The following is a 26,227-nucleotide window of genomic DNA, read 5'->3' as shown; positions in this document are numbered from 1 at the left end:
TCCTTTAATATCTATAAGTAATTCTTGCTTTTGACAAATCGTAAGGGCTCATTTCTAGTTTCACTTTATCACCAGGTAATAATTTGATGTAATGCATACGCATTTTTCCAGATATATGGGCGATTACAATATGTCCATTCTCTAATTCTACACGGAACATCGCATTTGATAATGCTTCAATGATTGACCCGTCTTGTTCTATTGCTGATTGTTTTGCCATAAAGTTAAGCTACTGCTTTTCTATTTTTACCACTTTTCATTAAACCATCATAATGCTTATTCAACAAGTATGAATTGATTTGTTGCATCGTGTCTATGGCAACTCCAACCATAATTATTAATGAAGTACCTCCAAAAAACATTGCCCAAGATTGTTGAACATCCATAACACTCACAATTATTGCTGGGAACACAGCGATTAGAGCAAGAAATAAAGATCCTGGAAAAGTTATTAAAGACATCACTTTGTCAAGATAATCAGAAGTTTCAACTCCCGGTCTAATGCCTGGAATAAAACCACCACTTCTCTTTAAATCATCAGACATTTTATTAGTAGGAACGGTAATGGCTGTATAAAAGAAAGTAAATACAATAATTAAAGTTGCAAATACAAAATTATACCAAAACCCAAACATATTACTAAAAGCGCCAACAATAGATTGTGATGCATCAGACTTAGACAATCCGGCTAAAGCAGCTGGTATAAACATAATTGCTTGAGCAAAAATAATTGGCATCACCCCTGAAGCATTAAGCTTTAAAGGAATCCATTGTCTATTGCCATTCAACATGTCTTGTTCGAAATCACCTGATGTTGTACGACGAGCATATTGGACAGGAATTCTTCTTACCGCCATAACTAAAAGTACACAACAAATAATAACCAATAACCAGATGATAATTTCGATAACCAACAACATTGGACCACCATTATTATTGGTAACCCTTGTTGTAAACTCTTGAATAAAAGCTTGAGGTAATCGCGCCAGTATACCAACCATAATCAACAGTGATATACCATTTCCAATTCCTTTATCAGTAATTTTTTCTCCCAACCACATGGCGAAAATTGTACCTGTAACTAAGATTACTACTGAGGAAAATAAGAATTCAAAAGAATTGAATCCCAATAAAAATGCATTACTAGGTAATGTTCTGTACAAATTGTAGATATAAGTTGGACCTTGAACTAAAGTAATTCCAATTGTCAACCAACGAGTAATTTGATTAATCTTTTTTCTACCACTCTCTCCATCACTTTGCAGTTTTTGTAAATAAGGAATCGCAATTCCCATTAACTGAACGACAATAGAAGCAGAAATATAAGGCATAATACCTAAAGCAAAAACGGAAGCTTGTGAAAAAGCACCTCCAGTAAACATATCAAGAATTGAACCAATTCCTTCTTTTGTCTGCCCAGCTAAATTACCTAATTGAGTAGCATCAATACCTGGTAGGGTCACTTGTGCCCCAAAACGATAAACTAAAAGTAAACCTAATGTTATTAGGATTCTATTCTTAAGTTCTTCGATTTTCCAAACATTACTTATTGATTCAATAAATTTCTTCATCTTAATTGAAAAATTACATTGTTACAGCTTCTCCTCCAGCAGCTTCAATAGCGGCTTTTGCAGTAGCAGTAAATTTGTGAGCGGTTACTTTTAATTTTGCTGTCAATTCACCTCTACCTAAAATCTTAACGATTTCATTTTTAGTAGCTAAACGATTAGCAACGTAAACTGTCATATCAACAGTATCTTTAATAACACCATTATCAACTAAAAGTTGAAGTGTATCAAGATTTACACCTTCGTAATCTTTACGATTGATGTTTGTAAAACCAAACTTAGGCACACGTCTTTGAAGTGGCATTTGCCCACCTTCAAAACCAATCTTTTTAGAATAACCAGAACGAGATTTTGCTCCTTTGTGACCTCTTGCAGAAGTACCACCTTTTCCAGAACCTTCTCCTCTACCTAATCTTTTATTTTGATTGTGTGTAGAACCTTCAGCAGGTTGTAAGTTACTTAAATTCATAACAGTATTTGTTATTTAGTTTCTTCAACAGAAACTAAGTGTTTAACTTTATTTATCATCCCAAGGATTGTAGGGTTTGAATCATGCTCTACAACTTGTCCCATTTTACGTAGACCTAAAGCTTCTAATCCTCTTTTTTGAGTAAGAGGACAGTTGATTTTGCTTCTAACTTGTTTTACTAATAATTTAGCCATAATTTCCTTGAATTAACCTTTAAAAACTTTTTCTAAAGAAACACCTCTTTGTTTTGCAACAGTATAAGCGCTTCTCATTTGTAATAAAGCATCAAAAGTTGCTTTAACTACGTTGTGAGGATTTGAAGATCCTTGAGATTTAGATAATACATCATGAATTCCTACTGACTCAAGAACTGAACGAACAGCTCCACCAGCAATAACTCCTGTACCATGAGAGGCAGGAATTAAGAATACACGTGCACCACCAAATTTACCTTTTTGTTCGTGAGGAACTGATTGACCATTCAAAGGAATTTTTACTAAATTTTTCTTAGCATCTTCTACTGCTTTCGCAATTGCTTCAGAAACATCTTTAGATTTTCCTAATCCGTGTCCAACCACTCCATTTTCATCACCTACAACTACAATAGCAGAAAAACCGAAAGCTCTACCACCTTTTGTAACCTTAGTAACACGATTTACACTCACCAAACGATCTTTTAATTCAAGACCACTTGGTTTTACTAACTCTACATTCTTGTATTTACTATTAGACATACTATATTAGAATTTAAGTCCAGCCGCTCTTGCGCCTTCCGCTAATGATTTAATACGTCCGTGATATAAATAACCTCCTCTATCGAAAGTTACTACGTCTATCCCAGCTTTTAAAGCTTTTTCAGCAACTAGTTTTCCAACTGCTGTAGCAACTTCAATGTTCGTACCGTTACCTATTTCTTTTTCTCTTGAAGAAGCCGCCAACAAAGTAACTCCGTTTACGTCATCAATAAGTTGAGCGTAAATTTCTTTGTTACTTCTAAATACAGATAGTCTTGGATTAGTAGCAGTACCACTAATTGTCTTTCTAATTCTGAATCTAATTCGTTGTCTTCTTTCAGGTTTTGTTAATGACATAATCTTATTTTTTAAGCTGATTTACCTGCTTTTCTTCTTAATACTTCACCTACAAATTTAACACCTTTTCCTTTGTATGGCTCAGGCTTACGGAAACCTCTGATTTTCGCAGCTACCTGTCCTAAAAGTTGTTTGTCAAATGATGTTAATTTAACAATCGGGTTTTTACCTTTTTCAGATATAGTCTCTAAAGTTACTTCTGGAGCAATTTCTAAAACTATATTGTGAGAGTAACCAAGTGCTAAATCTAATTTTTGTCCTTGATTTGAAGCTCTATAACCAACTCCTACCAATTCTAATGACTTAGTAAAACCATCCGTTACACCGATAATCATGTTGTTGATTAAAGATCTATACAAACCGTGTTTTGCTCTTTGGTCTTTGTGATCAGACGATCTATCTACTTGAACTAGATCCCCTTCAACTGTTACAGTCACGTCCGAAAACTCCTGAGTTAGTTGACCATTTTTTCCTTTTACCGTAATAATACCATTAGCAACTGAAACAGTTACTCCTGCTGGTATTGTTACTGGGCTTTTACCTATTCTTGACATCTTATATAGTCTTTAAAATTAGTATACGTAACAAATTACTTCGCCACCAACATTCAACTGCTTCGCTTTCTTTCCAGTCATTAAACCTTTAGAAGTAGAAACAATAGCAATTCCTAATCCGTTAAGGATTCTAGGAATACTTGAAGAACTTGAATATTTACGTAAACCTGGTTTACTAATTCTTTGGATATCTTTAATTACTGACTCTTTAGTATCTTTATCATACTTCAAAGCGATTTTGATTGAACCCTGAACAGCGTTGTCTTCAAATTTGTAACTCAAGATATAACCTTGATCGAATAAGATCTTAGTTATTTCTTTTTTTAGATTAGACGCAGGAATTTCGACAACCTTGTGGTTTGCAGCCACAGCGTTACGAACTCTTGTCAAATAATCTGCAATAGGATCTGTATACATATGTATTAATTTGCGGTCTTGGTTTTCAACAAACGATTTGTCGAACCTTAAACCAATTTATAAATATTTATGATACAGACAAAACGCAAGTTAAGTCTGTATCAGAACGTAATAAATTACGTCTTACCAAGATGCTTTTTTAACACCAGGTATCAATCCGTTATTTGCCATTTCACGAAATGTAACACGTGAAAGACCGAATTGACGCATATATCCTCTTGGTCTACCTGTTAATTTACAACGATTGTGTAAACGAACTGGTGAAGCATTTTTTGGTAACTTTTGCAAACCTACGAAATCTCCAGCTTCTAACAAAGCTTTTCTTTTCTCAGCATACTTAGCAACTGTTTTTTCTCTCTTAACCTCGCGGGCTTTCATTGATTCTTTAGCCATGTCTTAATTCTTTTTAAAAGGTAATCCTAATTCCGTCAATAGAGACTTTGCTTCTTTATCAGTTTTCGCAGTAGTTACAAAAGTGATATCCATACCTGAAATTTTGTTTACTTTATCAATATCAATTTCAGGGAAAATGATTTGTTCCAAAACTCCTAGGTTATAATTTCCTCTTCCGTCAAAACCAGTAGCTTTAATACCACTGAAATCTCTTACACGTGGCAAAGACGAAGTAATAAGTCTATCTAAAAACTCATACATTCTTTCTCCACGCAAAGTAACTTTTGCTCCAATAGGCATCCCTTTTCTCAATTTGAATGACGCAACGTCTTTCTTTGAAATAGTAGATACTGCTTTCTGTCCAGTGATCTTTGTTAACTCATCAACTGCATAGTCAATTAGTTTTTTATCAGATACAGCTGCACCAACTCCTTTACTTAAAACGATTTTTTCCAATTTTGGAACTTGCATTACGTTTACGTATCCGAATTCCTCTTTAAGAGCAGCAATTACTCTGCTCTTATATTCTTCTTTTAGTCTAGGTATATACGCCATTACTATAGTACTTGATTAGATTTTTTTGAAAATCTTACTTTCTTATCTCCTTCTACTCTAATACCAACTCTAGTTGTTTCCTTAGTTTTAGGATCAATTAAAGAAATATTAGATATTTGTATAGAAGCTTCTTTCTTTACGATACCACCTTGAGGGCTTTTTGCACTAGGTTTCGTGTGTTTCGAAACCATGTTTACACCTTCAACAATCGCTTTGTTCTTCTCACGGTAAACACGTAAAACTTTACCTTCAGCACCTTTATGGTCTCCAGCAATTACTCTTACAATGTCGCCTGATTTTATTTTTAGCTTTATCATCTTAAAACGAATTAAAGCACTTCTGGTGCTAATGATACAATTTTCATGAATTGTTTTTCACGAAGTTCTCTTGCTACTGGACCAAAAACACGAGTTCCTCTCATTTCACCAGCAGCATTCAATAACACACATGCGTTGTCATCAAATCTAATGTATGAACCATCGGCTCTTCTTACTTCTTTTTTGGTACGTACAACAACTGCAGTTGAAACAGCTCCTTTTTTAACGCTTCCGTTAGGAGCAGTATCTTTTATAGAAACTACAATCTTGTCACCAACAGAGGCATACCTTCTTTTGGTACCTCCTAAAACACGGATAGTTAAAACTTCCTTTGCTCCAGTGTTATCTGCTACTTTTAGTCTTGATTCTTGTTGTACCATAATTATTTAGCTCTTTCTAAGATTTCAACTAACCTCCAACATTTTGTTTTACTTAAAGGACGCGTTTCGCTAATCCTTACAGTATCTCCAACGTTACAGTCGTTCATTTCGTCGTGTGCGTGATACTTTTTAGTTTTCAACACGAACTTACCGTATAATGGGTGTTTTACTTTACGCACTTCAGCAACAACAATAGATTTATCCATTTTGTCAGAAGTAACAACACCAACTCTTTCTTTTCTTAAATTTCTTTTTTCTTCCATCTTTCAGCAGACTACAGTTATTGTCTTTTAGTAAGTTCGGTAGCCAATCTTGCAACTGTTCTTCTCACACTTCTAATTTGAAGTGGATTCTCAATTGGTGAAATAGCGTGAGCCATTTTTAGATCAGCATATGTTTTCTTAGTCTGGCTAAGCTTTTCTTGCAACTCCGCTGCAGAAAGATCTTTTATTTCTGATTGTTTCATAATATAATATAAATTATGCTTCGAAATCTCTAGCAACGACGAATTTAGTTTTTACTGGAAGCTTTTGTGCTGCAAGACGTAACGCCTCTTTTGCAACTGACAAAGGTACTCCTCCAACTTCAAACATAATTCTTCCGGGTTTAACAACGGCAGCCCAATACTCAACTGCACCTTTACCTTTACCCATACGTACCTCAAGAGGCTTCTTAGTAATTGGTTTGTCTGGAAATATTTTGATCCATAATTGTCCTTCTCTTTTCATAAAACGAGTTGCAGCAATACGTGCAGCTTCGATTTGACGAGAGGTTAAGAACATTCCATCTTCATGTACAGATTTAATACCAAACATTCCATTAGAAAGTTCATGTCCTCTTTGAGAATTTCCTTTCATTTTACCTTTTTGTACCTTACGGTATTTTGTTCTTTTAGGCTGTAACATTTTTCTTTAGTTTAAAAATTTACTTTCGTTTACGAGCGTCTGGTTTTCCACCTTTGTTAAAAGGTTTTCTGTCTCCTCTTGGAGAATCACCACCTTTACCACCAGCACCAGATTGTTTTTTGTCCATTCCGGCAAGTGGAGAAAGATCTCTCTTTCCGTAAACTTCACCTTTCATGATCCATACTTTGATTCCCATTCTACCATAAGTAGTATGAGCTTCTGCTAAAGCATAATCAATATCAGCTCTGAAAGTTGATAGAGGAATTCTACCTTCTTTAAAACCTTCCGAACGAGCCATCTCAGCACCATTCAAACGACCAGAAATCAAAACTTTGATACCTTCTGCGTTCATACGCATGGAAGCAGCAATAGCCATTTTGATTGCACGTCTGTAAGAAATTCTACTTTCGATTTGACGACAGATGCTGGTAGCAACTAGATACGCGTCAAGCTCAGGTCTTTTGATTTCAAAGATGTTGATTTGAACCTCTTTGTCAGTAATTTTCTTAAGTTCCTCTTTCAACTTGTCTACCTCTTGGCCACCTTTTCCGATAATAATACCAGGTCTAGCAGTAGTGATAGTAACGGTTACAAGTTTCAAAGTTCTCTCGATGATTACTTTTGATACACTAGCTTTTGATAAACGAGCATGGATATACTTTCTGATTTTATAATCTTCGGCAAGTTTATCACCGTAATCATTTCCACCATACCAGTTTGAGTCCCATCCTCTGATGATACCAAGTCTATTTCCAATTGGATTTGTCTTTTGTCCCATGCTGCTTAAGAATTGCTTTGTGTGTTATTGATAGCCCCAAGCACGATTGTTACGTGGTTAGAACGTTTTCTAATTCTGTGTGCTCTTCCTTGTGGCGCTGGACGAAGTCTTTTCAACATCATTCCACCGTCAACACGGATTTCCTTAACAAATAAACCAGCTTCTTCCATATTAGCGTCAGGATTTTTAGCTTGCCAGTTAGCAATTACTGATAAAACCAATTTCTCTAATTTTCTTGAAGCTTCTTTAGAACTAAATCTTAAAATGTTAAGTGCTCTTTCTACCTTCTGACCTCTTACTAGATCTGCTACTAAGCGCATTTTTCTAGGTGAAGTAGGGCAGTTATTTAACTTTGCGAAGGCCAAAGACTTATTAGCCTCTTTTCTTGCATCTGCTGTTTCTCTTTTACGAACTCCCATTGCTTCTTATTTTTTACCTTTATTTTTTGCTCCAGCATGACCTCTAAAAGATCTCGTTGGTGAAAATTCTCCTAATTTGTGACCTACCATGTTTTCTGTTACGTAAACTGGTACAAATTGACGACCGTTATGAACTGCGATAGTTTGCCCAACAAAGTCTGGAGTAATCATAGAAGCTCTAGACCAAGTCTTTACTACTCCTTTGTTTCCACCTGCGATGTTTTCTTGAACTTTCTTGTCTAACTTATAATGAACAAAAGGTCCTTTTTTTAATGAACGTGCCATATCTTATTATTTCTTTCTACGTTCTACGATATACTTGTTACTCGGGTTTTTCTTAGAACGAGTTCTGTAACCTTTAGCTGGTATTCCATTTCTTGAACGTGGATGTCCACCAGAAGAACGTCCTTCACCACCACCCATTGGGTGATCGACAGGGTTCATTGCAACAGGTCTTGTTCTAGGTCTTCTTCCTAACCATCTTGTTCTACCTGCTTTACCAGATACAACTAATTGGTGGTCTGAATTAGAAACCGCTCCAATTGTAGCCGAACAAGTCAACAAGATCAATCTTGTTTCCCCTGAAGGCATTTTGATTGTAGCATATTTTCCATCTCTTGCCATTAATTGAGCAAATGTTCCAGCAGAACGAGCGATAACAGCTCCTTGACCTGGTCTCAATTCGATACAAGAAATAACAGTTCCAAGTGGAACTCTACTTAAAGGCAAAGTATTACCAATTTCAGGTTGAGATTCTGGACCAGAAACTAATTTCTGACCAACTTTCAATCCGTTTTGAGCAATAACATACGTTTTCTCTCCATCAGCATAAGCCAATAAAGCGATAAATGCAGTACGATTTGGATCATATTCAATTGATTTAACCGTAGCAGGAATTCCTTCTTTTGTACGTTTAAAATCAATGATACGATATCTCTGCTTGTGACCACCACCCGTATAACGCATGGTCATCTTTCCTTGACTATTTCTACCACCAGAGTTTTTTATCGGCGCTATCAAAGAGCGTTCCGGCTTATCAGTTGTAATGGCGTCATAACCATTCACAACTCTAAATCGCTGACCTGGGGTAATAGGTTTTAATTTTCTTACTGACATTTTATCTTAGATATTGTTGTAAAAATCAATTGTTTCTCCTTCTTGTACTTGAACAATTGCTTTTTTGATTGCATTCGTCTTTCCACTGATTAAACCACTTTTAGTGTATTTTGTAGTTCTATCCGGTCTTACGTTCATCGTGTTAACACTCAAAATAGTTACTCCATAAGCAGCTTCAATAGCTTTCTTAATTTGCACTTTGTTTGCTTTTTTGTCAACAACGAATCCGAAGCGGTTTAAAACTTCACTTTCTTTGGTTACTTTTTCCGTTACTATAGGCTTAATTATGATGCTCATATCCTATTATTTACTTAAATTTTCTTCAATTATCTCCAAAGAACTCTCTAAAAGCACTAAGTTATTAGCGTTTAATATAGCATAAGTACTTAATTCTAAGCTACTTACTACGCTAGAGCCCTTTAAATTGCGTGACGACAAATATACATTTTTATTCGTATCACCCAATACAAACAGGGATTTTTTATTTTCTAACTCTAAAGCTTTCAAAACGTTAATGAAATTTTTAGTGTTTGGCGTTTCAAATTCAAAGTCTGCAAGAACGATAATATTCGACTCTTTTGCTTTAATTGAGAAAGCAGATTTTCTAGCCAAACGTTTCAAGCTTTTATTCAATTTGAATGAATAACTTCTTGGTCTTGGTCCGAAAACTGTTCCACCACCCTTAAACAATGGATTCTTTGCACTACCCGCACGAGCAGTACCAGTTCCTTTTTGTTTTTTTATCTTACGAGTACTTCCCGCTACTTCAGCTCTTTCTTTAGCTTTGTGCGTCCCTTGTCTTTGATTAGCAAGATATTGCTTAACATCAAGGTATACTGCGTGATTGTTTGGTTCTATACCAAATACTGAATCAGAAAGTTGAACTTTTCTTCCAGTATCTTTTCCGTTGAAATCTAATACTTTTGCTTCCATTACTTCTGAATGATTACATAAGAGTTGTTACATCCAGGAATACATCCTTTTATAACAAGTAGGTTCTTTTCAGCAACTACTTTTAAAACTCTAAGGTTTTGAACTTTTACATTGTCTCCTCCCATACGTCCAGCCATACGCATTCCTTTGAATACTCTAGATGGATAAGAAGAAGCTCCTACAGAACCTGGCGCTCTTAAACGGTTGTGTTGACCGTGAGTTGCTTGACCAACACCACCAAAACCGTGACGTTTTACAACCCCTTGAAAACCTTTACCTTTAGATACACCCTGTACATCTACAAATTCTCCTTCTGAAAAAATAGAAACATCAATTAGATCTCCTAAATTTTGTTCTGTTGCGAAATCTCGGAATTCAACGACTTTTTTCTTAGCTACAGTTCCCGCTTTCTTAAAGTGACCTAAAGCCGCTTTTGTGGAATGTTTCTCGTTTTTGTCATCGAAACCAAGTTGCAACGCTTCGTACCCGTCAACACCTTTGGTTCTGACTTGGGTAACAACACATGGTCCAGCTTCGATTACTGTACAAGGAATATTCTTCCCGTTCTCGTCGAAAATGCTAGTCATGCCGATTTTTTTACCAATTAACCCAGACATAATTATTAATTATTAATTATTAAATATAAATATAGAACGCAGCTTTTAAACGAATCCTATTTTTTTAGTGGGTGCAAATGTATAACTTATTTACACACAAACCAAAAAAATATTTTTCGCTTAAAAACAGCGTTCCTTTTTACTCTTAAACTACTTAAACTTTGATTTCAACTTCAACTCCACTTGGCAATTCAAGTTTCATTAAAGCATCAATAGTTTTAGATGAAGATGAATAAATGTCAATTAATCTCTTGTATGACATTACTTCAAATTGCTCTCTCGCTTTTTTGTTTACGTGTGGAGAACGAAGAACAGTGAAAAGTTTTTTGTGAGTTGGTAATGGAATTGGTCCTGTAACAACTGCACCGGTACTTTTTACCGTTTTTACAATCTTCTCAGCAGACTTGTCTACCAACATGTGATCGTAAGATTTTAATTTTATTCTGATTTTTTGACTCATTTTCTTAAAGATTATGCGTTTCCTTTTGCTTTTTTGATAACTGCTTCTGAAATATTAGAAGGCGTTTCAGAGTAGTGTGAAAATTCCATAGTAGATGTTGCTCTACCTGAAGAAAGCGTTCTTAACGTAGTAACGTATCCAAACATTTCAGATAATGGCACATCTGCCTTAATAGTTTTAGCACCAGCTCTATCACCCATATCATTCACCTGACCTCTACGACGGTTAATATCACCTACGATATCTCCCATGTTTTCTTCTGGTGTAATCACTTCCATTTTCATGATTGGCTCTAATATAACAGCACCAGCTGCTTTAGCTACCTCTCTATAACCCATTCTTGCCGCAAGTTCAAAAGAAAGTGCATCAGAATCCACCGGGTGGAAAGATCCGTCTAATAAAGTTACTTTCAAACTATCTACTTGGTATCCTGCTAAAGGACCTGTTTTCATAGCTTCTCTAAACCCTTTTTCAACTGATGGAATATATTCTTTAGGAACGTTACCACCTTTTACTGCATTTACAAACTGCAATCCAACTGGAGCTTTACCGTCAACTTCATCTGCTGGTTCAAGAATAAATACGATATCACCGAATTTACCACGACCCCCAGATTGTTTCTTGTACGTTTCTCTATGTTGTGCTTTCTTAGTAAAAGCTTCTTTGTATTCAACTTGAGGCTCACCTTGATTTACTTCAACTTTGAATTCGCGTCTCATTCTATCAACTAAGATATCCAAGTGAAGCTCACCCATACCTGAGATAATAGTTTGACCTGAAGCTTCATCTGTTCTAACTGTAAAAGTAGGATCTTCTTCAGCTAATTTAGCCAAAGCCATACCCATTTTATCTACGTCAGCTTTAGTTTTAGGCTCAATTGCAATACCAATTACCGGCGCAGGGAATTTCATACTTTCTAAGATAATTGGGTTCTTTTCATCACACAATGTATCTCCAGTTTTAATATCTTTAAATCCAACTGCCGCTCCAATATCACCTGCCTCGATATAATCGATTGGGTTTTGTTTGTTAGCGTGCATTTGATAGATACGAGAAATTCTTTCTTTATTTCCTGAGCGTGTGTTCAAAACATAAGAACCAGCATCCAAACGTCCTGAATAAGCACGGAAGAAAGCTAAACGACCTACGAATGGGTCGGTAGCAATTTTAAATGCTAAAGCAGCGAATGGCTCTTTAACATCTGGCTTACGCAAAATTTTAGTTTGATCTTCTTCTAATAAATCAGCATCATCAGGATGAATCCCTTCGATACCATCTTTATCCATTGGAGAAGGCAAATATTTACATACTGCATCTAACATGAATTGAACTCCTTTGTTTTTGAAAGAAGAACCAGCAATCATAGGAATAATAGCCATGTCCATTACAGCTGCTCTTAATGCAATGTTGATTTCTTCCTCTGTAATAGAGTTTTCATCTTCCATGAACTTTTCAAGCAAAGTCTCATCATAATCAGCTACTGCCTCAATAAGAATCGATCTGTATTCTTTAACCTCTTCAAGCATATCTTCTGGGATAGGCACAATATCATATGTTGCTCCCAAACCTTCCTCATGCCATACTATAGCTTGATTTTTAACCAAATCAACAACACCTTTAAAATCATTTTCTTCACCAATTGGCAAAGTGATTGCAACTGCGTTTGATTTCAACATATCTCTTACTTGTTGACAAACCATCAAAAAGTTAGATCCTTGTCTATCCATTTTATTAACGAATCCAATACGTGGAACTCTGTATTGATCTGCTAATCTCCAGTTAGTTTCTGACTGAGGTTCAACACCATCAACAGCACTAAATAAGAAAACCAAACCATCAAGAACACGTAAAGAACGGTTTACTTCAACTGTAAAGTCAACGTGTCCCGGAGTATCGATAATATTGAAGTGATAAGGCAATGTTTCAGGCAAAACTTTACCTTGTGTAGTTGGAAAATTCCATTCACAAGTTGTAGCTGCAGAAGTAATTGTAATACCTCTTTCTTGCTCTTGTGCCATCCAGTCCATTGTTGCAGCACCATCATGTACTTCACCAATTTTATGTGATTTTCCTGTATAGAACAATATACGCTCCGTTGTTGTTGTTTTACCAGCATCAATGTGAGCAGCAATTCCTATGTTTCTTGTATATTTTAAATCTCTAGCCATTTCTTATGAATTAAAATCTAAAGTGAGAGAAAGCTTTATTAGCTTCTGCCATTTTGTGAGTATCCATTCTTTTCTTAACGGCAGCACCTTCTTCTTTAGCCGCAGCTAAACATTCTGAAGCTAACCTTTGAGCCATAGATTTTTCGTTTCTTCTTCTTGAATAAAGAATTAACCATTTCATCGCCATAGAAATTTTTCTATCCGGACGAATTTGCATTGGAATTTGAAATGTAGCTCCACCTACTCTACGACTACGTACTTCTACGTGAGGCATAACATTAGTCAACGCATCTTTCCAAATTTCTAATGATGGTTTCTCAGCATCTTGTTTCTTAGACTCAATGATGTCAATAGCATCATAAAATACTTTAAACGCTGTCGATTTTTTTCCATCCCACATTAAGTTGTTCACAAAACGTGTTACCAGTTGGTCATTAAACCTAGGATCTGGTAAAAGTGGTCTTTTCTTTGCCGCTCTTTTTCTCATGTCTTTTTTTTAATAAAATGTCATACCTATACAGCTGTAACGAATCACATCTCTACAAGAAATAACTTTTTAAATTACTTTTTTGCTTCTTTTGGGCGTTTAGCTCCGTACTTAGATCTTCTTTGCGTTCTTCCTGCTACTCCTGACGTATCAAGCGCACCACGAACGATGTGATATCTAACTCCTGGTAAATCTTTTACCCTTCCACCCCTAACTAATACTATCGAGTGCTCTTGTAAATTGTGTCCTTCACCAGGGATGTAAGCATTCACTTCATTACCATTTGTCAAACGTACACGCGCTACTTTACGCATTGCAGAGTTTGGTTTTTTTGGTGTTGTAGTGTAAACACGCGTACAAACCCCTCTTCTTTGAGGACAAGAATCTAAAGCAACCGATTTACTCTTCTTAGTTATCTGAGTTCTTCCTGTTCTTACTAATTGTTGAATTGTTGGCATAATTAATACTAAAAATTTCTTATTATATTAAATTCCCGCTTTTTACGGGGTTGCAAATGTAGAAAATATTTTTCACTCTACAAACGTTAAACTATTAATTTTCAATAAGATTATTTAATGGTTTGATTTTTATTACAAACCATAGATATTTGCATTACATTTATTTAAATAAATATTCCTTTGAAAACAGCTTTCCTTTTTCTTTTATTTTTGATTTTTGGACAGAATTCTTCTGCTCAAAATTTATACTTACAATTAATTGGAGGCTCCACATCTGAAACAAGAACAATCGACTCGATATCTTACCTTAGAAAACACAAAAACACAAAATCGGTTCAGGACGAAATAAGTGAAATATCAAGCAAACTTTCGAAAATAGGATACATTGACAATAACCTTTCTGATCTTCGCAAAGCAAATGACTCGAGTTATGTCACAAAATTAAACTTAGGCAAAAAAATAAAATTTATTCATATATATATAGGTAGCGACGAATTATTAAACAACACCATTACCTTAACCCAAAAAAACAATAATATTGAATTACCGTACCCTGATACAGATTCATTCCTAAAAGAAACAATACAAAAATTAGAACAAAAAGGGTACGCTTTAGCAACACTAAAACTAATAAACATAAAAAGAGACAAAAACACTCTGTATGCTGACTTAAAATTCGAATCCAACAAAAAAAGAAAACTCAATTCTCTTATAATCCAATATTCAGATAATACGCAATCCAATAAATTTCCTAAGGGACATTTGACACAAGTAAATAAGAAATATCAAAATAGCATTTTTAACCAAAAAACTGTAGAAGAAATTTACAGTGACTTCAATAAATTTGGATTTGTAAACCAAATAAAATACCCTGAAATTCTATTCACAAACGACACAACAAAAGTTTTCGTGTATCTCGAAAAAAAGAATTCAAATACATTTGATGGGTTCTTAGGCTTCTCGAACGATGTAAACAGCAAATTAACCCTAAATGGATATTTAGATGTGACGCTAGAAAATATTTTAGCTATCGGCGAACAACTTTCAATATTTTGGAAAAGTGACGGCAACGACCAGAAGACTTTTAAAGCACAGATTGAAATTCCTTATTTACTAAAAACCCCAATAGGATTAAAGGCGCAAATTCAATTATTCAGACAAGACACAACTTTTCAAAACACAAAAACAGCCATTGATTTAAGCTACTTTGCCAATTATAACACGAGAATTTATTTGGGATACCAATCTACAGAGTCAAGTGACATACAAAACTCAAACAACAGTTCGATTAGCGATTTCAATAACTCTTACTTAACATCCAGTTTTGAACATACAAAACCAGATAGCAACAATAATATTTTTCCAGTAAAATCAAGATTTTTAACATCCGTAGGAATAGGAAAAAGAAATAGTAACATAAAATTTGAAAACTCAGAAAACAGGCAATTTTTCGTAAACATTCAAGCCACACATACCCTTTATTTGAATAAAAGGAATTCAATAAATCTTAACAGCCAAAATTATTATTTGAGAAGCAGCAATTATATTATTAACGAATTGTTTCGTTTTGGAGGATTCAAAAGCGTTAGAGGATTTACAGAAAATAGCCTTCAAGCCTATTTTACAACATCTATTCTTACAGAATACAGATATATTCTTTCCTCAAATCTTTACATTCATTCCATTCTTGACTATTGCCTTTATAAAAACAAAATTGGTTTAGAAACAAGTGATAAAACCCAAAACTTAATTGGCGTAGGCCTTGGAGTAGGATTACAAACAAAAAATGGATTACTAAAATTAGCCGTAGCAAATGGCACTGCTAAAAATCAGCAATTCGAAATTTCAAAATCAATTGTTCACATAAGCTATAATGTTAAATTCTAAAATTAACATAAATTATCGATTTATATATTAGGAAAGTTAACAAATTATTAAGAAGTTTGCGAGACTAATTCAAAATATTATAAAATGAAACTAAAGTTTAATGGATTCTTAGTACTACTATTAGTACTAGTAGCGCAAATTACCTTTGCGCAAGAAAGAACTGTTACAGGTGTTGTTTCTGATAATGCAGGAATGCCTTTACCAGGTGTAAGTGTATTAGTGAAAGGGACTCAAACTGGAACACAAACAAATTTCGATGGAAAATTTTCTATCAAAGCAACACCAAGCCAAGTTTTGGTTTTCAGCTACATTGGAATGAAGACACAAGAAGCAGCAGCAAGTTCTTCTGTTGTTAATGTAAAATTGAAAGACGATTCTGCAGTGGAACTAGAAGGAGTAGTTGTTACTGCCTTAGGTATCAAAAGAGAAAAGAAATCTCTAGGTTATGCTACACAAGAAGTTAAAGCAGAAGAATTAAATTCTGGCGCAGGAAGTGGAAACTTCATCAATGAACTTTCCGGAAAAGTAGCAGGTGTTAATATCAAAAGAAATAACAACTTTGGTGGATCATCTAGTATTGTTTCTAGAGGTGTTAAAAGTTTAACCGGTAGTAATGAAATGCTTATCGTTATCGACGGTATGCCTATTAACAACTCTTTGGTAACAGGTAGTACAGGAAACCAAGCTGCTGGAGCAGGTGGTACTTACGATTATGGAAATGCTGCAATGGATATCAATCCTGAAGACATCGAAAGTGTAAATATATTAAAAGGAGCAGCAGCTTCTGCATTATATGGTTACTTAGGTGGTAACGGTGTTGTTATGATTACAACAAAAAAAGGTAGAGCTAAAAAAGGTTTAGGAGTAACTGTTTCTTCTGAGTTTGTTGGAAGCACTATTGACAAATCTACATTTGTTAAATACCAAGATAAATACGGAGCGGGTTACGGTCCTTTTTATGAAGATGGTTCTGGATATTTCTTATCAAGAGACGTTAACGGAGATGGTGTTGAAGATTTAGTAGTACCAACTTCTGAAGATGCTTCTTACGGAGCGGCTTTCGACCCTAATTTATTGGTTTACAATTGGAATGCTTTCACTCCTTGGTCTGACAACTTCGGAAAAGCTACACCTTGGGTAGCCGGTAAAAATGACCCAACTACCTTCTTCCAAACTGGTACATCATTTAACAACTCTGTTTCATTAGAAGATGGAAATGACACTACAAATTTTGTATTGAATTACACTAATTCAAAACAAACAGGTATACTTCCAAACAGTGAAATGAAAAAAAATAGCGTAAGTGCTAAAATTAATCACCAATTTTCAGATAAGCTATCTGCTAGTGTCTTTGCTAACTACAATGCACAAAGTACTGTAGGTAGAAACTCAACAGGATACAATGAAAACATCATGTCAATGTTCCGTCAATGGTGGCAAACAAACGTAGACGTTCAAGAATTGAAACAAGTTTACGAAAGATCTGGTGGACAAAACATCAACTGGAATTATACTGACCCTTCTGATTTAACTCAAATTTACTGGGACAACCCTTATTTCATTAGAAATAAAAATTTCCAATCAGATGAAAGAAACCGTTTTATTGGTTACTCTAAATTAGATTATAAGATTGCTGACTGGGTAACTGCTACGGCAAAAATATCTACAGATTCATACAGTGAATTACGTGAAGAAAGAAGAGCTTTTGGTTCTATTGCGGGTGATTTTGGAATTAATAGATTATCAGAAACTTCAGGATATCAAAAATACCAAAGATCGTTTTCTGAACAAAATTATGATTTCATCTTAACATTCAAAAAAGACATTTCTGAAAGTATTAGTTTTAGTGGTATTGCTGGAGGTACAGCAGTTAGAACTAGAATCATATCTACTTTAAACTCTACACAAGGTGGTCTTATTGTTCCAGACTTGTTCAGTTTATCAAATTCTGTTCAAACCGTTCCTTTCCCTGTAGAAGCAGAAGTTAATCAAGGAATTAACAGTTATTATGGATCTGGATCATTTGGATTCAAAGACTACTTTTTCGTCGACGCAACTGCAAGAAGAGATGCTTTCTCTAGCTTACCAGCTGGAAAGAATGCAATCTGGAGCTACTCTGCATCTGGAAGTTATGTTTTCACAAATCACATCAACCAACCATGGTTAAGTTTTGGTAAAATTAGAGCTGGTTATTCTGAAAGCCCATTAGGTACTCCAGGATTATCTTTAGTAGATACTTATGTTAAAAATGACCCTTTTGGCTCTAATCAACAATATTCTGTTGCTGGTACTAAAAACAATCCAAACTTAGAAGCAGTAAAAACAAATACTCAAGAAATTGGTTTAGAAATGCAATTTTTAAACAGAAGACTTGGATTTGAAGTAAGTGCTTACAAAAACGTAAATAACGGTGAAGCTTTCCAAGTTCCTTTTTCTACTGCTACTGGTAATAGTTCAAGATATATTAACGCAGCAACTGTAGAAAACAGAGGTATCGAGGTTCAATTTAACGTTACACCTATTAAAACAAAAGATTTCGCTTGGGATGTTTTTGTAAACTGGTCTAAAAACAAAAATGAAGTTACTAAATTAGCTGAAGGAATTGAAAACTTAAGATTAAATCAGTTTGGACAAGGGGTAACTCTTAATGCTGCTGTAGGGCAGCCTTATGGTGTACTCAGAGGTACTGACTTTACTTACTTAAACGGCGAAAAAGTAGTTGGAGCAAATGGAAGGTATGTTGTTAATGCATCCGCAAATAATGTAATCGGTGATGTTAATCCAGATTGGTTAGGTGGTATTCGTAACAAATTCACATACAAAAATTTATCCTTTGGATTCTTAATCGATATGAAAAAAGGTGGAGATATTTTCTCTCTTGACCAAGCATACGGTTTAGCTACAGGACTATACGATGTTACTGCTGGACTTAATGAATTAGGAAACCCAATTAGAAATACTATTGCTAATGGTGGTGGTGTTATCTTACCTGGTGTAAAAGCTGATGGTTCAGTAAATACTACAAGAACTCCTGCTCCTGATCAATACGGTAACGTATCAGGTTACAGAAGAGCACCGAATAAAGCTTTCGTATATGACGCTTCATTCATTAAATTAAGAGAAGTGAATATCACATATTCTTTACCAACTACACTAGTTTCAAGAATGAACCTTCAAGAAATGAAATTTAGTATCGTAGGTTCAAATCTATGGATAATAGACAAAAACCTTCCATATGCTGACCCAGAAAGTGGATTGAGCGCAAATGCTTCATCTGCAGGATATTCAGTAGGCTCTTTACCAACGACAAGAAATGTTGGTGTTAACGTAACATTTAAATTTTAAATTATGAAAAAAATAGTTTTATTAATCTCGTTTTTAGCACTGAGCGTATCATGTACTGATGATATTACCGGACTAAATACAGATACGAAAAATCCAACGTCTGCCAAACCCGAGTTTTTATTTACAAATGCTCAAAAAGCTTTAGTAGACCAAATGGTAAATGCATCTGTAAACAGAAACGTTTACAGATTGTTAGTGCAACAATGGACAGAAACTACCTATCCAGATGAAAGTCAATATAATTTGACTACAAGACCTATTCCTGATACTCACTTTAATACACTTTACAGAGATGTTCTTAGAGATTTTAAAGAGTCAAATGTATTACTTAACAAAGTTGTTACAGCTGGTCCAAGTGAAGCTGCAGTTCTTGCTAACAAAAAAGCTATCATTGAAATCATGAACGCTTACACGTTTAGTGTTTTAGTAGATACTTTTGGAAATGTTCCTTATTCTGAAGCTTTAGATATTGAAGGTCACCCATTGCCGAAATACGATGACGCTCAAGGAATCTACAAAGATCTTATTGTAAGATTATCTGCGGCTCAAGCTGCATTAAATACTTCAGAAAGTAGCTTTGGATCTGCTGACTTAATTTATGGTGGTAATGTTGCAAAATGGAAAAAATTTGCAAATACTCTTAGATTAAGACTTGCAATAAACATGTCTGATGTAGATGCAACTTATGCTTCTGCTCAAGCTACAGCAGCAATTAACGCAGGAATTATGACGAGCAATAGCGATGATGCTAACTTGAATTATTTAGGAGCACAGCCTAATGCAAACCCATTGTTTGCAGATATAGTAGCAAGTGGAAGAAAAGATTTTGTCATTGCTGATACATTTGTAAACCAATTAAACACACTATCAGATCCTAGAAGAGCTAAATATTTTACATTTGCGCCAGGTACTACTAACTACATAGGAGGAGTATACGGTTCTTCTAATAGTTACACTAATTTTTCTACAGTAAACAATACGCTTTTAGAACCAACGTTTCCTGGAACTATACTAGCTTATAGTGAACAAGAGTTTTTGTTAGCTGAGGCCGCTGCTAGAGGTGTTGCTGCTGCTGGAGTAGCTGTTACGCACTACAACAACGGAATAACTGCTTCTATGGATAGCTGGGGCGTTGCCACTGCTGATGCCACAGCTTATTTACTTGCAAATCCTTACAACGGAACTTCAACTGCAGCTTGGAAAAAAAGCATTGGAGAACAAGCATGGATTGCATTGTATAATAGAGGTTTTGAAGCTTGGAATTCATGGAGAAGATTAGATTATCCTGTATTATTAGCACCTGCTACAACGTACAATGATATAACATCTGTTCCTACAAGATTCAATTATCCTGCAAGTGAAGCGACAGTAAATGCTACAAATGTAACAGCTGCTGCTGCAACTGTTACAGGTGGAGATAAATTAACATCTAAAATTTTCTGGGATAAATTCTAATTATCTCTAAATTTATATTGAAACCATCAGTCTAGGCTGATGGTTTTTTTTTTACACACATTTTACTTAGCTTTGCACCATGGAAAAAGAACATCAAATATTTGGGATTAGAGCGATCATTGAAGCTATACAAGCAGGTGCAACTGTAGACAAAGTCTATATTCAAAAGGAAGCGAGCAGCGAACTAATGAAAGACTTAATGAAAGTAATGAAACGTGGAAATATCAATTTTTCCTATGTTCCCGTAGAAAAACTAAACAGACTCACACCTAATAATCATCAAGGTGCAGTAGCAACCATCTCACCTATTTCCTTTTTTGATTTAGAATCTTTGATAGAATCAGTAATTGAAAATGGTAAAAAACCCCTATTTTTAATTCTGGATCAAATATCTGATGCCCGTAATTTTGGTGCTATCATCAGAACTGCAGAATGTACCGGAGTAAATGGTATCATTGTTCAAAAAGCAGGATCTGCACCTGTTAATGGCGACACTGTAAAAACATCTGCTGGAGCAGTTTTCAACATTCCAATTTGTAAAGTAGAACACATTAAAGATGCTATATTTCTTTTGCAAGCCAGTGGTATCAAAACCGTGGCTGCGACAGAGAAAACAGATCAAAATATTTATGACATTTCTCTAAACGAGCCTGTTGCTATCATTATGGGATCGGAAGATCGAGGTGTCAACCCATCAGTTCTTAAGATTGTTGATGAGAAGGCTAAACTTCCTATGTTTGGAACTATTGGCTCATTAAATGTATCTGTGGCTTGTGGTGCTTTTTTATACGAAGCAGTAAGACAACGATCTTAGATTGTTACGCTTCTTAGCTCTTTAGAATCTTGTAACTCTAAACACTTAAATAAAAAATGAATTAAGGCCTAGGTTTTGATTCATTTTTTTTATTTATAACAATCTCATAATCTACAGGATAATTACAAGTATAGTATGATAAAATTTCCTGCTTATCTTCTTGTTCTATGATTTCTGGTAAGTTCACAAAATTTCCATTAGCATCAAAACGCTGCATAAATTTATCTTCAGAGGGATCAAAATCCGGAAGCTCCCAATCATATTTAATTACCTTTTTATATTCTGGAGTTTTATAAACCAACGAAAGAAAAAATCCAGTGAGTAATCCTCCCAAATGACCTTCCCAAGAAATAGATTTATTCCCAGTTATCTCAGGGCTTGGAAAAACATACCAAACCAAACCACCATAAATGACTATTACTGCAAGCGACAAGGCAACCAATCGATTGTATCTAGTTTGTATTCCTTTAAAGAAAACAAAACTAAAGAGAACATAAATTAATCCACTTGCCCCTATGTGATAATTCTCTCTGCCAATAACCCAAGTAAAACACCCCGAAACTAAAATACCGTATCCAATCACTCTTATCGATTGCTCCGCATAAAAAAATTGTAGAGCCGCCAATAAAATTAGTAACGGAATCGAATTGTTATAAAGGTGTTCCATATCAGCATGAATGAATGGACTAAACAAAACCCCTTGTAAACCTGCAAAAGTTCTAGGATAAATACCGTTTTGCACAAAATCAAAATCAAATCGGATTTCGAGCCAAAAAACAAACCAAAGAAATACCACAAAAAAAAGAGGTAATCCTATAACTGAATTGGTAAATTTAAAATCCTTTTCCATTAATTATTTAAAGTTTTAATCTCTTGTTATAATTCAAAAACTTATCCAAAAGTAATTTAATGCTATTTTGTCATATTTAAACTGAAAACCATTTGTTAATGCGCTCCCTAACCCAGATGATCCCGAAGTCTCGGGAGGCATCCTTTTATATCTCGTTTTTTAACGAGATAAAAAGATCTAGTATATCCAGAAGCTTCGGGAGAAATAGCTCCCAAAAAAAAAACAGAAACTAAAACAAGTTCAGTTTGAAATATAGTAATTTTACAAAATGGAAGCACCACTTGCAGAACGTATACGGCCACAAAAACTTGAAGAATATATTAGTCAGGCCCATTTAGTTGGACCTAATGGATCTTTGACACAACAAATTGCGAAAGGAATAATACCTTCATTAATTTTTTGGGGACCACCCGGAACAGGAAAAACAACATTGGCGCAAATTATCGCACAAGAATCAAAACGACCATTCTATATCTTAAGTGCTATCAATTCAGGTGTAAAAGATATTCGAGACGTTATTGAAAAAGCGAAGCAAAGCGGCGGTTTGTTTACCGCCAAAAACCCTATTTTGTTCATTGACGAGATTCATCGTTTCAGTAAATCACAACAAGACTCCCTCTTGGCTGCAGTCGAAAAAGGATGGATTACACTGATAGGCGCCACTACAGAAAATCCAAGTTTTGAGGTTATCCCAGCATTACTTTCCCGTTGTCAAGTTTATGTTTTAAACGCTTTTACAAAAAAAGATTTAGAGTCTCTGCTTGAACGAGCGATGAAAACAGATACTTATTTGTCTACAAAAAATATTATTTTAGGAGAAACCGAGGCCTTGTTAAGACTTTCCGGCGGAGATGGACGCAAACTATTAAATATTTTTGAACTTGTGGTAAATGCGTCTAATGAAGACGAAATTTTTATTACAAATGATCTGGTGTTCTCATTAGTCCAACAAAACACTGTTTTGTATGACAAAACCGGCGAACAACATTATGACATTGTTTCTGCTTTTATAAAATCTATTAGGGGAAGTGATCCAAATGGCGCTGTCTATTGGCTCGCTCGAATGATTGAAGGTGGTGAAGATGTAAAATTTATTGCACGAAGAATGCTAATACTTAGCAGTGAGGATATAGGAAATGCTAATCCAACTGCCTTTATTATGGCTAATAATACTTTTCAAGCTGTTACTACAATTGGATATCCTGAGAGTAGAATTATATTGAGTCAATGCGCTGTTTATTTAGCTACTTCCCCAAAAAGTAACGCCTCTTACCTAGCTATTGGAACTGCCCAACAACTTGTAAAACAAACTGGAGACTTACCCGTGCCCATTCATTTGCGCAATGCACCCACAAAATTAATGAAAGAATTAGGTTATGGTGAAGAATACAAATATGCCCATGATTATACCAATAATTTTGCTGAACAAGAGTTTTTACCACAAGCTTTAAGCAAAACCCCAATCTATGTACCTGGAAACAATTCCAGAGAAAACAGTATCCGAGAATTTCTTAAAAACCGCTGGAAAGATAAATACGGCTATTAAATTTCATAAAAAAAGTCTTGATTTCTCAAGACTTTTTTTATGAAACTATTTTCAGCAACAGATTTTTGAAGACTAAAACTTAACAACTACTTTTTCAGACATTAAGTTATCGTTTTGATAATATTCAAAATACCACTGATTTTCTTTAAGCAACAAAACACCTTGCAAGCCATTCTTAACCGCAATATAACAAGATGGATTAGTAGTTTTAAACACTTTCATAACCACTTTTGGCGCGCTGTCAATTAATTGAAAACCCGAAGCAGTTGGCTGTGCATACAACAAATTAGAATCCGCAACAACAGTATTAACAACAACAGGCTCACTTATAACATTCTTAGCGGTAGTAATAGGTGCTGGCATTGGCTTAACAACTTCTGTATGTATTTCAGACTGAACCTTTGTAGTTGTACTACCATTATATTTATATTTCAACGCAAAAAGAGACTGAAAAGCTTCATTCAACGCCTCGCTATAAGCAACTTGATATTCCTTTTCTTTACTTTTTCCAATAGGGGATTGAAAGATAATTTTACCATAACAATCTTTGAGCGTTAAAAATAATTTAGTTATCAAAAAGCCATTCTCTTTTAACACATCAATATAAAGCAAACTACATCGATCACTAAAATCATTTGGAATAGCCTCATTACTATAAAATGCTTCAAAACCAGCTTTATTCAAATTAAATTTAGTCAACGTGTTCAACCGATATTGGTTCTCACCTTTAAGGAAATCATATTTTAAAGGAACTACAACAGCCTTATAATCGTTTACAGATTGAGCATAAGAGTAACTGACGAAGAAGATTAGCAAAAACAGGAAGGATTTTTTCATCTTTATAAATATTTTTTAAGTTCTAATAAATGATTAATTTGTATTATATGATCTTCAACAAGCATTTTACTTTCATTAAAAAAAATAGCGTCTAATCCAGCATCAAGAGCTCCTTGAACATCAGCATCTAAGCTGTCGCCAATCATAATACTATTTCCTTTTATGGCTTTTGCCAAATCTAAAGCGTAATCAAAAATAATAGGGTTTGGTTTTTTTACTCCAGCCATTTCTGAATTAGTTATGGTCTGAAAATAAGAACCTATTTTTGAATTATTTAGTTTTTTAAATTGAACATCCGCAAAACCATTGGTTATAATATGCAAATTATATTTAGGCTTAAGATAATCTAAAAGTTCGATTGCTCCATCAAAAAGATGATTATTCTCTGGCAAAAATTTGATATAATCATTTGCAATTGCATCAATTTCCTCATCCGAAACTGAATAATTTATTGCATCAAAAGAATACTTGAGTCTATTGTAACGCAATTCTTCATGAGTAATTTTATCATATTGATATAATTTCCAACATTCTTGATTTATTGGAACATATTTCTCAATAAAATCTTTAGTTATTATTGATGGATGATCTCTATTGAAAATAGTCTCAAAAGTCAACTCTGAATTTTTATCAAAATCCCAAAGTGTATGATCTAAATCAAAAAAAACGTCCTTTATATGTGTTTGTTTCATTTTATATTTTTAAAATATTCCTTCATCTGCAAAGCTGAAATAACTGGTTTCAGTTACAATGAGATGATCCAATACTTTTATTTCTAAACTATCGCCAGCTAATTTCAATTTCTTCGTAATATGTTTATCGGCATCACTCGGAATCAACGTCCCCGAAGGATGATTGTGACACAATATCAAAGCCGTAGCTCCCATCTCGAGCGCTGTTTTAAAAACTATTCGCACATCAACTAATGTTCCCGTGATTCCGCCCTTACTCAACTGGGATTTTGCAATCACTTTATTCGAATTATTCATGTAAATAATCCAAAATTCCTCGTGTGGCAATTCCCCAATAATAGGTTGCATGATTTCGAAAATGATTTTACTCGAAGTTATTTTCTTCAATTCCACTGCATCCTCTCCTCTTCGGCGTCTTCCTAATTCTAAGGCTGCAATAATCGAAATTGCTTTTGCCTCCCCTATTCCTTTAAATTGCATGAGCTGCGATAACGATAATTTCCCTAAGGCGTTCAAATTATTGTCAACACTAGCTAAAATTCGTTTGCTTAAATCCACAGCTGATTCGCTCCTGTTTCCTGAACCAATCAAAATGGCAATTAATTCCGCATCACTCAAAACACTTTTGCCCTTAAGCATCAATTTTTCACGTGGTTTATCATCTTCGGACCAATTCGTTATAGGAAAAAAGGAATTTTCAGCCATTGATATTGTAG

Annotated in this window: 35 protein-coding genes; 5 read left to right on the top strand and 30 right to left on the bottom strand. The window is 34.8% G+C overall.

The window, feature by feature from the left end:
* Positions 1-4: 4 nt before the first annotated feature.
* The 26 genes from infA to rpsL all read right to left on the bottom strand — a co-directional run bounded on the left by infA (position 5) and on the right by rpsL (position 14,085).
* Positions 5-220, bottom strand: coding sequence for a translation initiation factor IF-1 (gene infA, locus G7A72_RS11835; protein ID WP_007136545.1), 216 nt, complete (start codon positions 218-220; stop codon positions 5-7).
* Positions 221-224: 4 nt separating this feature from the next.
* A complete protein-coding gene (gene secY, locus G7A72_RS11830; protein ID WP_113666975.1) occupies positions 225-1,571 on the bottom strand; it encodes a preprotein translocase subunit SecY in 1,347 nt (448 codons plus the stop codon).
* Positions 1,572-1,584: 13 nt separating this feature from the next.
* Complete coding sequence (gene rplO, locus G7A72_RS11825; RefSeq protein WP_066081007.1) at positions 1,585-2,037, bottom strand: 50S ribosomal protein L15; 453 nt, start codon at positions 2,035-2,037, stop codon at positions 1,585-1,587.
* 11 nt (positions 2,038-2,048) lie between these two features.
* Positions 2,049-2,231 (bottom strand): 50S ribosomal protein L30, encoded by a 183-nt coding sequence (rpmD, locus tag G7A72_RS11820; RefSeq protein WP_035668100.1) that lies wholly within the window; start codon positions 2,229-2,231, stop codon positions 2,049-2,051.
* A 12-nt stretch (positions 2,232-2,243) separates the two neighbouring features.
* A complete protein-coding gene (gene rpsE, locus G7A72_RS11815; protein ID WP_035668102.1) occupies positions 2,244-2,771 on the bottom strand; it encodes a 30S ribosomal protein S5 in 528 nt (175 codons plus the stop codon).
* A gap of 6 nt (positions 2,772-2,777) precedes the next feature.
* Positions 2,778-3,128, bottom strand: coding sequence for a 50S ribosomal protein L18 (gene rplR, locus G7A72_RS11810; protein ID WP_039110219.1), 351 nt, complete (start codon positions 3,126-3,128; stop codon positions 2,778-2,780).
* Positions 3,129-3,139: 11 nt separating this feature from the next.
* On the bottom strand, positions 3,140-3,682 hold the full coding sequence (rplF, locus tag G7A72_RS11805) for a 50S ribosomal protein L6 (protein WP_091173708.1): 543 nt from the start codon (positions 3,680-3,682) through the stop codon (positions 3,140-3,142).
* A gap of 18 nt (positions 3,683-3,700) precedes the next feature.
* Positions 3,701-4,099, bottom strand: coding sequence for a 30S ribosomal protein S8 (gene rpsH, locus G7A72_RS11800; protein WP_026707006.1), 399 nt, complete (start codon positions 4,097-4,099; stop codon positions 3,701-3,703).
* A gap of 123 nt (positions 4,100-4,222) precedes the next feature.
* The gene (rpsN, locus tag G7A72_RS11795; protein ID WP_007136553.1) at positions 4,223-4,492 is read right to left on the bottom strand and encodes a 30S ribosomal protein S14; all 270 of its coding nucleotides are present in this window, start codon (positions 4,490-4,492) and stop codon (positions 4,223-4,225) included.
* Positions 4,493-4,495: 3 nt separating this feature from the next.
* Entirely contained in the window at positions 4,496-5,047 is a 552-nt protein-coding gene (gene rplE / locus G7A72_RS11790) for a 50S ribosomal protein L5 (protein ID WP_113666974.1), read from the bottom strand.
* Positions 5,048-5,049: 2 nt separating this feature from the next.
* Positions 5,050-5,364, bottom strand: coding sequence for a 50S ribosomal protein L24 (rplX, locus tag G7A72_RS11785; RefSeq protein WP_035668111.1), 315 nt, complete (start codon positions 5,362-5,364; stop codon positions 5,050-5,052).
* Positions 5,365-5,375: 11 nt separating this feature from the next.
* On the bottom strand, positions 5,376-5,744 hold the full coding sequence (gene rplN, locus G7A72_RS11780) for a 50S ribosomal protein L14 (protein ID WP_026717863.1): 369 nt from the start codon (positions 5,742-5,744) through the stop codon (positions 5,376-5,378).
* Positions 5,745-5,746: 2 nt separating this feature from the next.
* The gene (rpsQ, locus tag G7A72_RS11775) at positions 5,747-6,007 is read right to left on the bottom strand and encodes a 30S ribosomal protein S17 (protein ID WP_091173701.1); all 261 of its coding nucleotides are present in this window, start codon (positions 6,005-6,007) and stop codon (positions 5,747-5,749) included.
* 17 nt (positions 6,008-6,024) lie between these two features.
* On the bottom strand, positions 6,025-6,210 hold the full coding sequence (gene rpmC, locus G7A72_RS11770) for a 50S ribosomal protein L29 (protein WP_091203666.1): 186 nt from the start codon (positions 6,208-6,210) through the stop codon (positions 6,025-6,027).
* Positions 6,211-6,223: 13 nt separating this feature from the next.
* Positions 6,224-6,649 (bottom strand): 50S ribosomal protein L16, encoded by a 426-nt coding sequence (rplP, locus tag G7A72_RS11765; protein WP_007803637.1) that lies wholly within the window; start codon positions 6,647-6,649, stop codon positions 6,224-6,226.
* A 19-nt stretch (positions 6,650-6,668) separates the two neighbouring features.
* A complete protein-coding gene (gene rpsC, locus G7A72_RS11760) occupies positions 6,669-7,427 on the bottom strand; it encodes a 30S ribosomal protein S3 (protein WP_066081035.1) in 759 nt (252 codons plus the stop codon).
* Between the two features lie 5 nt (positions 7,428-7,432).
* Complete coding sequence (gene rplV, locus G7A72_RS11755) at positions 7,433-7,846, bottom strand: 50S ribosomal protein L22 (protein ID WP_113636701.1); 414 nt, start codon at positions 7,844-7,846, stop codon at positions 7,433-7,435.
* 6 nt (positions 7,847-7,852) lie between these two features.
* On the bottom strand, positions 7,853-8,131 hold the full coding sequence (gene rpsS / locus G7A72_RS11750) for a 30S ribosomal protein S19 (RefSeq protein ID WP_007136562.1): 279 nt from the start codon (positions 8,129-8,131) through the stop codon (positions 7,853-7,855).
* A gap of 6 nt (positions 8,132-8,137) precedes the next feature.
* Complete coding sequence (rplB, locus tag G7A72_RS11745) at positions 8,138-8,962, bottom strand: 50S ribosomal protein L2 (protein WP_035668122.1); 825 nt, start codon at positions 8,960-8,962, stop codon at positions 8,138-8,140.
* 6 nt (positions 8,963-8,968) lie between these two features.
* A complete protein-coding gene (gene rplW, locus G7A72_RS11740) occupies positions 8,969-9,259 on the bottom strand; it encodes a 50S ribosomal protein L23 (protein WP_066081040.1) in 291 nt (96 codons plus the stop codon).
* A gap of 6 nt (positions 9,260-9,265) precedes the next feature.
* Positions 9,266-9,895, bottom strand: a complete 630-nt coding sequence (gene rplD, locus G7A72_RS11735; protein ID WP_113666973.1) for a 50S ribosomal protein L4 — start codon at positions 9,893-9,895, stop codon at positions 9,266-9,268.
* Complete coding sequence (gene rplC / locus G7A72_RS11730; RefSeq protein WP_113666972.1) at positions 9,895-10,512, bottom strand: 50S ribosomal protein L3; 618 nt, start codon at positions 10,510-10,512, stop codon at positions 9,895-9,897. Before rplC ends, rplD begins: the two co-directional genes overlap by 1 nt.
* A 154-nt stretch (positions 10,513-10,666) precedes the next feature.
* Positions 10,667-10,972, bottom strand: a complete 306-nt coding sequence (gene rpsJ, locus G7A72_RS11725) for a 30S ribosomal protein S10 (protein ID WP_011963470.1) — start codon at positions 10,970-10,972, stop codon at positions 10,667-10,669.
* Between the two features lie 11 nt (positions 10,973-10,983).
* Positions 10,984-13,140, bottom strand: coding sequence for an elongation factor G (gene fusA, locus G7A72_RS11720; protein WP_113666971.1), 2,157 nt, complete (start codon positions 13,138-13,140; stop codon positions 10,984-10,986).
* A 10-nt stretch (positions 13,141-13,150) separates the two neighbouring features.
* The gene (gene rpsG / locus G7A72_RS11715; RefSeq protein ID WP_035668130.1) at positions 13,151-13,627 is read right to left on the bottom strand and encodes a 30S ribosomal protein S7; all 477 of its coding nucleotides are present in this window, start codon (positions 13,625-13,627) and stop codon (positions 13,151-13,153) included.
* A 74-nt stretch (positions 13,628-13,701) separates the two neighbouring features.
* Positions 13,702-14,085 carry a 30S ribosomal protein S12 gene (rpsL, locus tag G7A72_RS11710; RefSeq protein WP_007136570.1) on the bottom strand — a complete coding sequence of 128 codons (384 nt, stop codon included), beginning with the start codon at positions 14,083-14,085 and terminating at the stop codon, positions 13,702-13,704.
* Positions 14,086-14,265: 180 nt separating this feature from the next.
* Here rpsL and G7A72_RS11705 point away from each other — a divergent pair, with 180 nt between their 5' ends.
* The 4 genes from G7A72_RS11705 (at position 14,266) to rlmB (ending at position 21,586) form a co-directional block, all read left to right on the top strand.
* Positions 14,266-15,972 carry a hypothetical protein gene (locus tag G7A72_RS11705; RefSeq protein WP_165152615.1) on the top strand — a complete coding sequence of 569 codons (1,707 nt, stop codon included), beginning with the start codon at positions 14,266-14,268 and terminating at the stop codon, positions 15,970-15,972.
* An 84-nt stretch (positions 15,973-16,056) separates the two neighbouring features.
* Complete coding sequence (locus G7A72_RS11700; protein WP_165152614.1) at positions 16,057-19,317, top strand: SusC/RagA family TonB-linked outer membrane protein; 3,261 nt, start codon at positions 16,057-16,059, stop codon at positions 19,315-19,317.
* 3 nt (positions 19,318-19,320) lie between these two features.
* The gene (locus G7A72_RS11695) at positions 19,321-20,772 is read left to right on the top strand and encodes a SusD/RagB family nutrient-binding outer membrane lipoprotein (protein WP_165152613.1); all 1,452 of its coding nucleotides are present in this window, start codon (positions 19,321-19,323) and stop codon (positions 20,770-20,772) included.
* Between the two features lie 79 nt (positions 20,773-20,851).
* Positions 20,852-21,586 (top strand): 23S rRNA (guanosine(2251)-2'-O)-methyltransferase RlmB, encoded by a 735-nt coding sequence (gene rlmB, locus G7A72_RS11690; RefSeq protein ID WP_035668140.1) that lies wholly within the window; start codon positions 20,852-20,854, stop codon positions 21,584-21,586.
* A 61-nt stretch (positions 21,587-21,647) separates the two neighbouring features.
* On the opposite strand, the gene G7A72_RS11685 is transcribed toward rlmB, so the two are convergent.
* Positions 21,648-22,436: a rhomboid family intramembrane serine protease gene (locus tag G7A72_RS11685; protein WP_165152612.1), complete on the bottom strand. Its 789-nt coding sequence runs from the start codon at positions 22,434-22,436 to the stop codon at positions 21,648-21,650.
* Positions 22,437-22,704: 268 nt separating this feature from the next.
* Between G7A72_RS11685 and G7A72_RS11680 the strand changes: the two genes are divergently transcribed.
* Complete coding sequence (locus G7A72_RS11680; RefSeq protein WP_165152611.1) at positions 22,705-23,982, top strand: replication-associated recombination protein A; 1,278 nt, start codon at positions 22,705-22,707, stop codon at positions 23,980-23,982.
* A gap of 72 nt (positions 23,983-24,054) precedes the next feature.
* Here G7A72_RS11680 and G7A72_RS11675 read toward each other — a convergent pair whose 3' ends face one another.
* The 3 genes from G7A72_RS11675 to radC are packed head-to-tail and all read right to left on the bottom strand — an operon-like array spanning position 24,055 to position 26,216.
* Complete coding sequence (locus G7A72_RS11675) at positions 24,055-24,819, bottom strand: hypothetical protein (RefSeq protein ID WP_165152610.1); 765 nt, start codon at positions 24,817-24,819, stop codon at positions 24,055-24,057.
* Positions 24,820-24,821: 2 nt separating this feature from the next.
* Positions 24,822-25,511, bottom strand: a complete 690-nt coding sequence (locus G7A72_RS11670; RefSeq protein ID WP_165152609.1) for a YjjG family noncanonical pyrimidine nucleotidase — start codon at positions 25,509-25,511, stop codon at positions 24,822-24,824.
* A gap of 9 nt (positions 25,512-25,520) precedes the next feature.
* Positions 25,521-26,216, bottom strand: a complete 696-nt coding sequence (gene radC / locus G7A72_RS11665) for a DNA repair protein RadC (RefSeq protein WP_165152608.1) — start codon at positions 26,214-26,216, stop codon at positions 25,521-25,523.
* Positions 26,217-26,227: the final 11 nt, after the last annotated feature.

It is taken from the genome of Flavobacterium sp. Sr18, assembly GCF_011064265.1.
GTDB lineage: Bacteria > Bacteroidota > Bacteroidia > Flavobacteriales > Flavobacteriaceae > Flavobacterium > Flavobacterium petrolei.
Note: the sequence above shows the minus strand (reverse complement) of the source record. Positions and strands in the feature narration are given on the sequence as shown.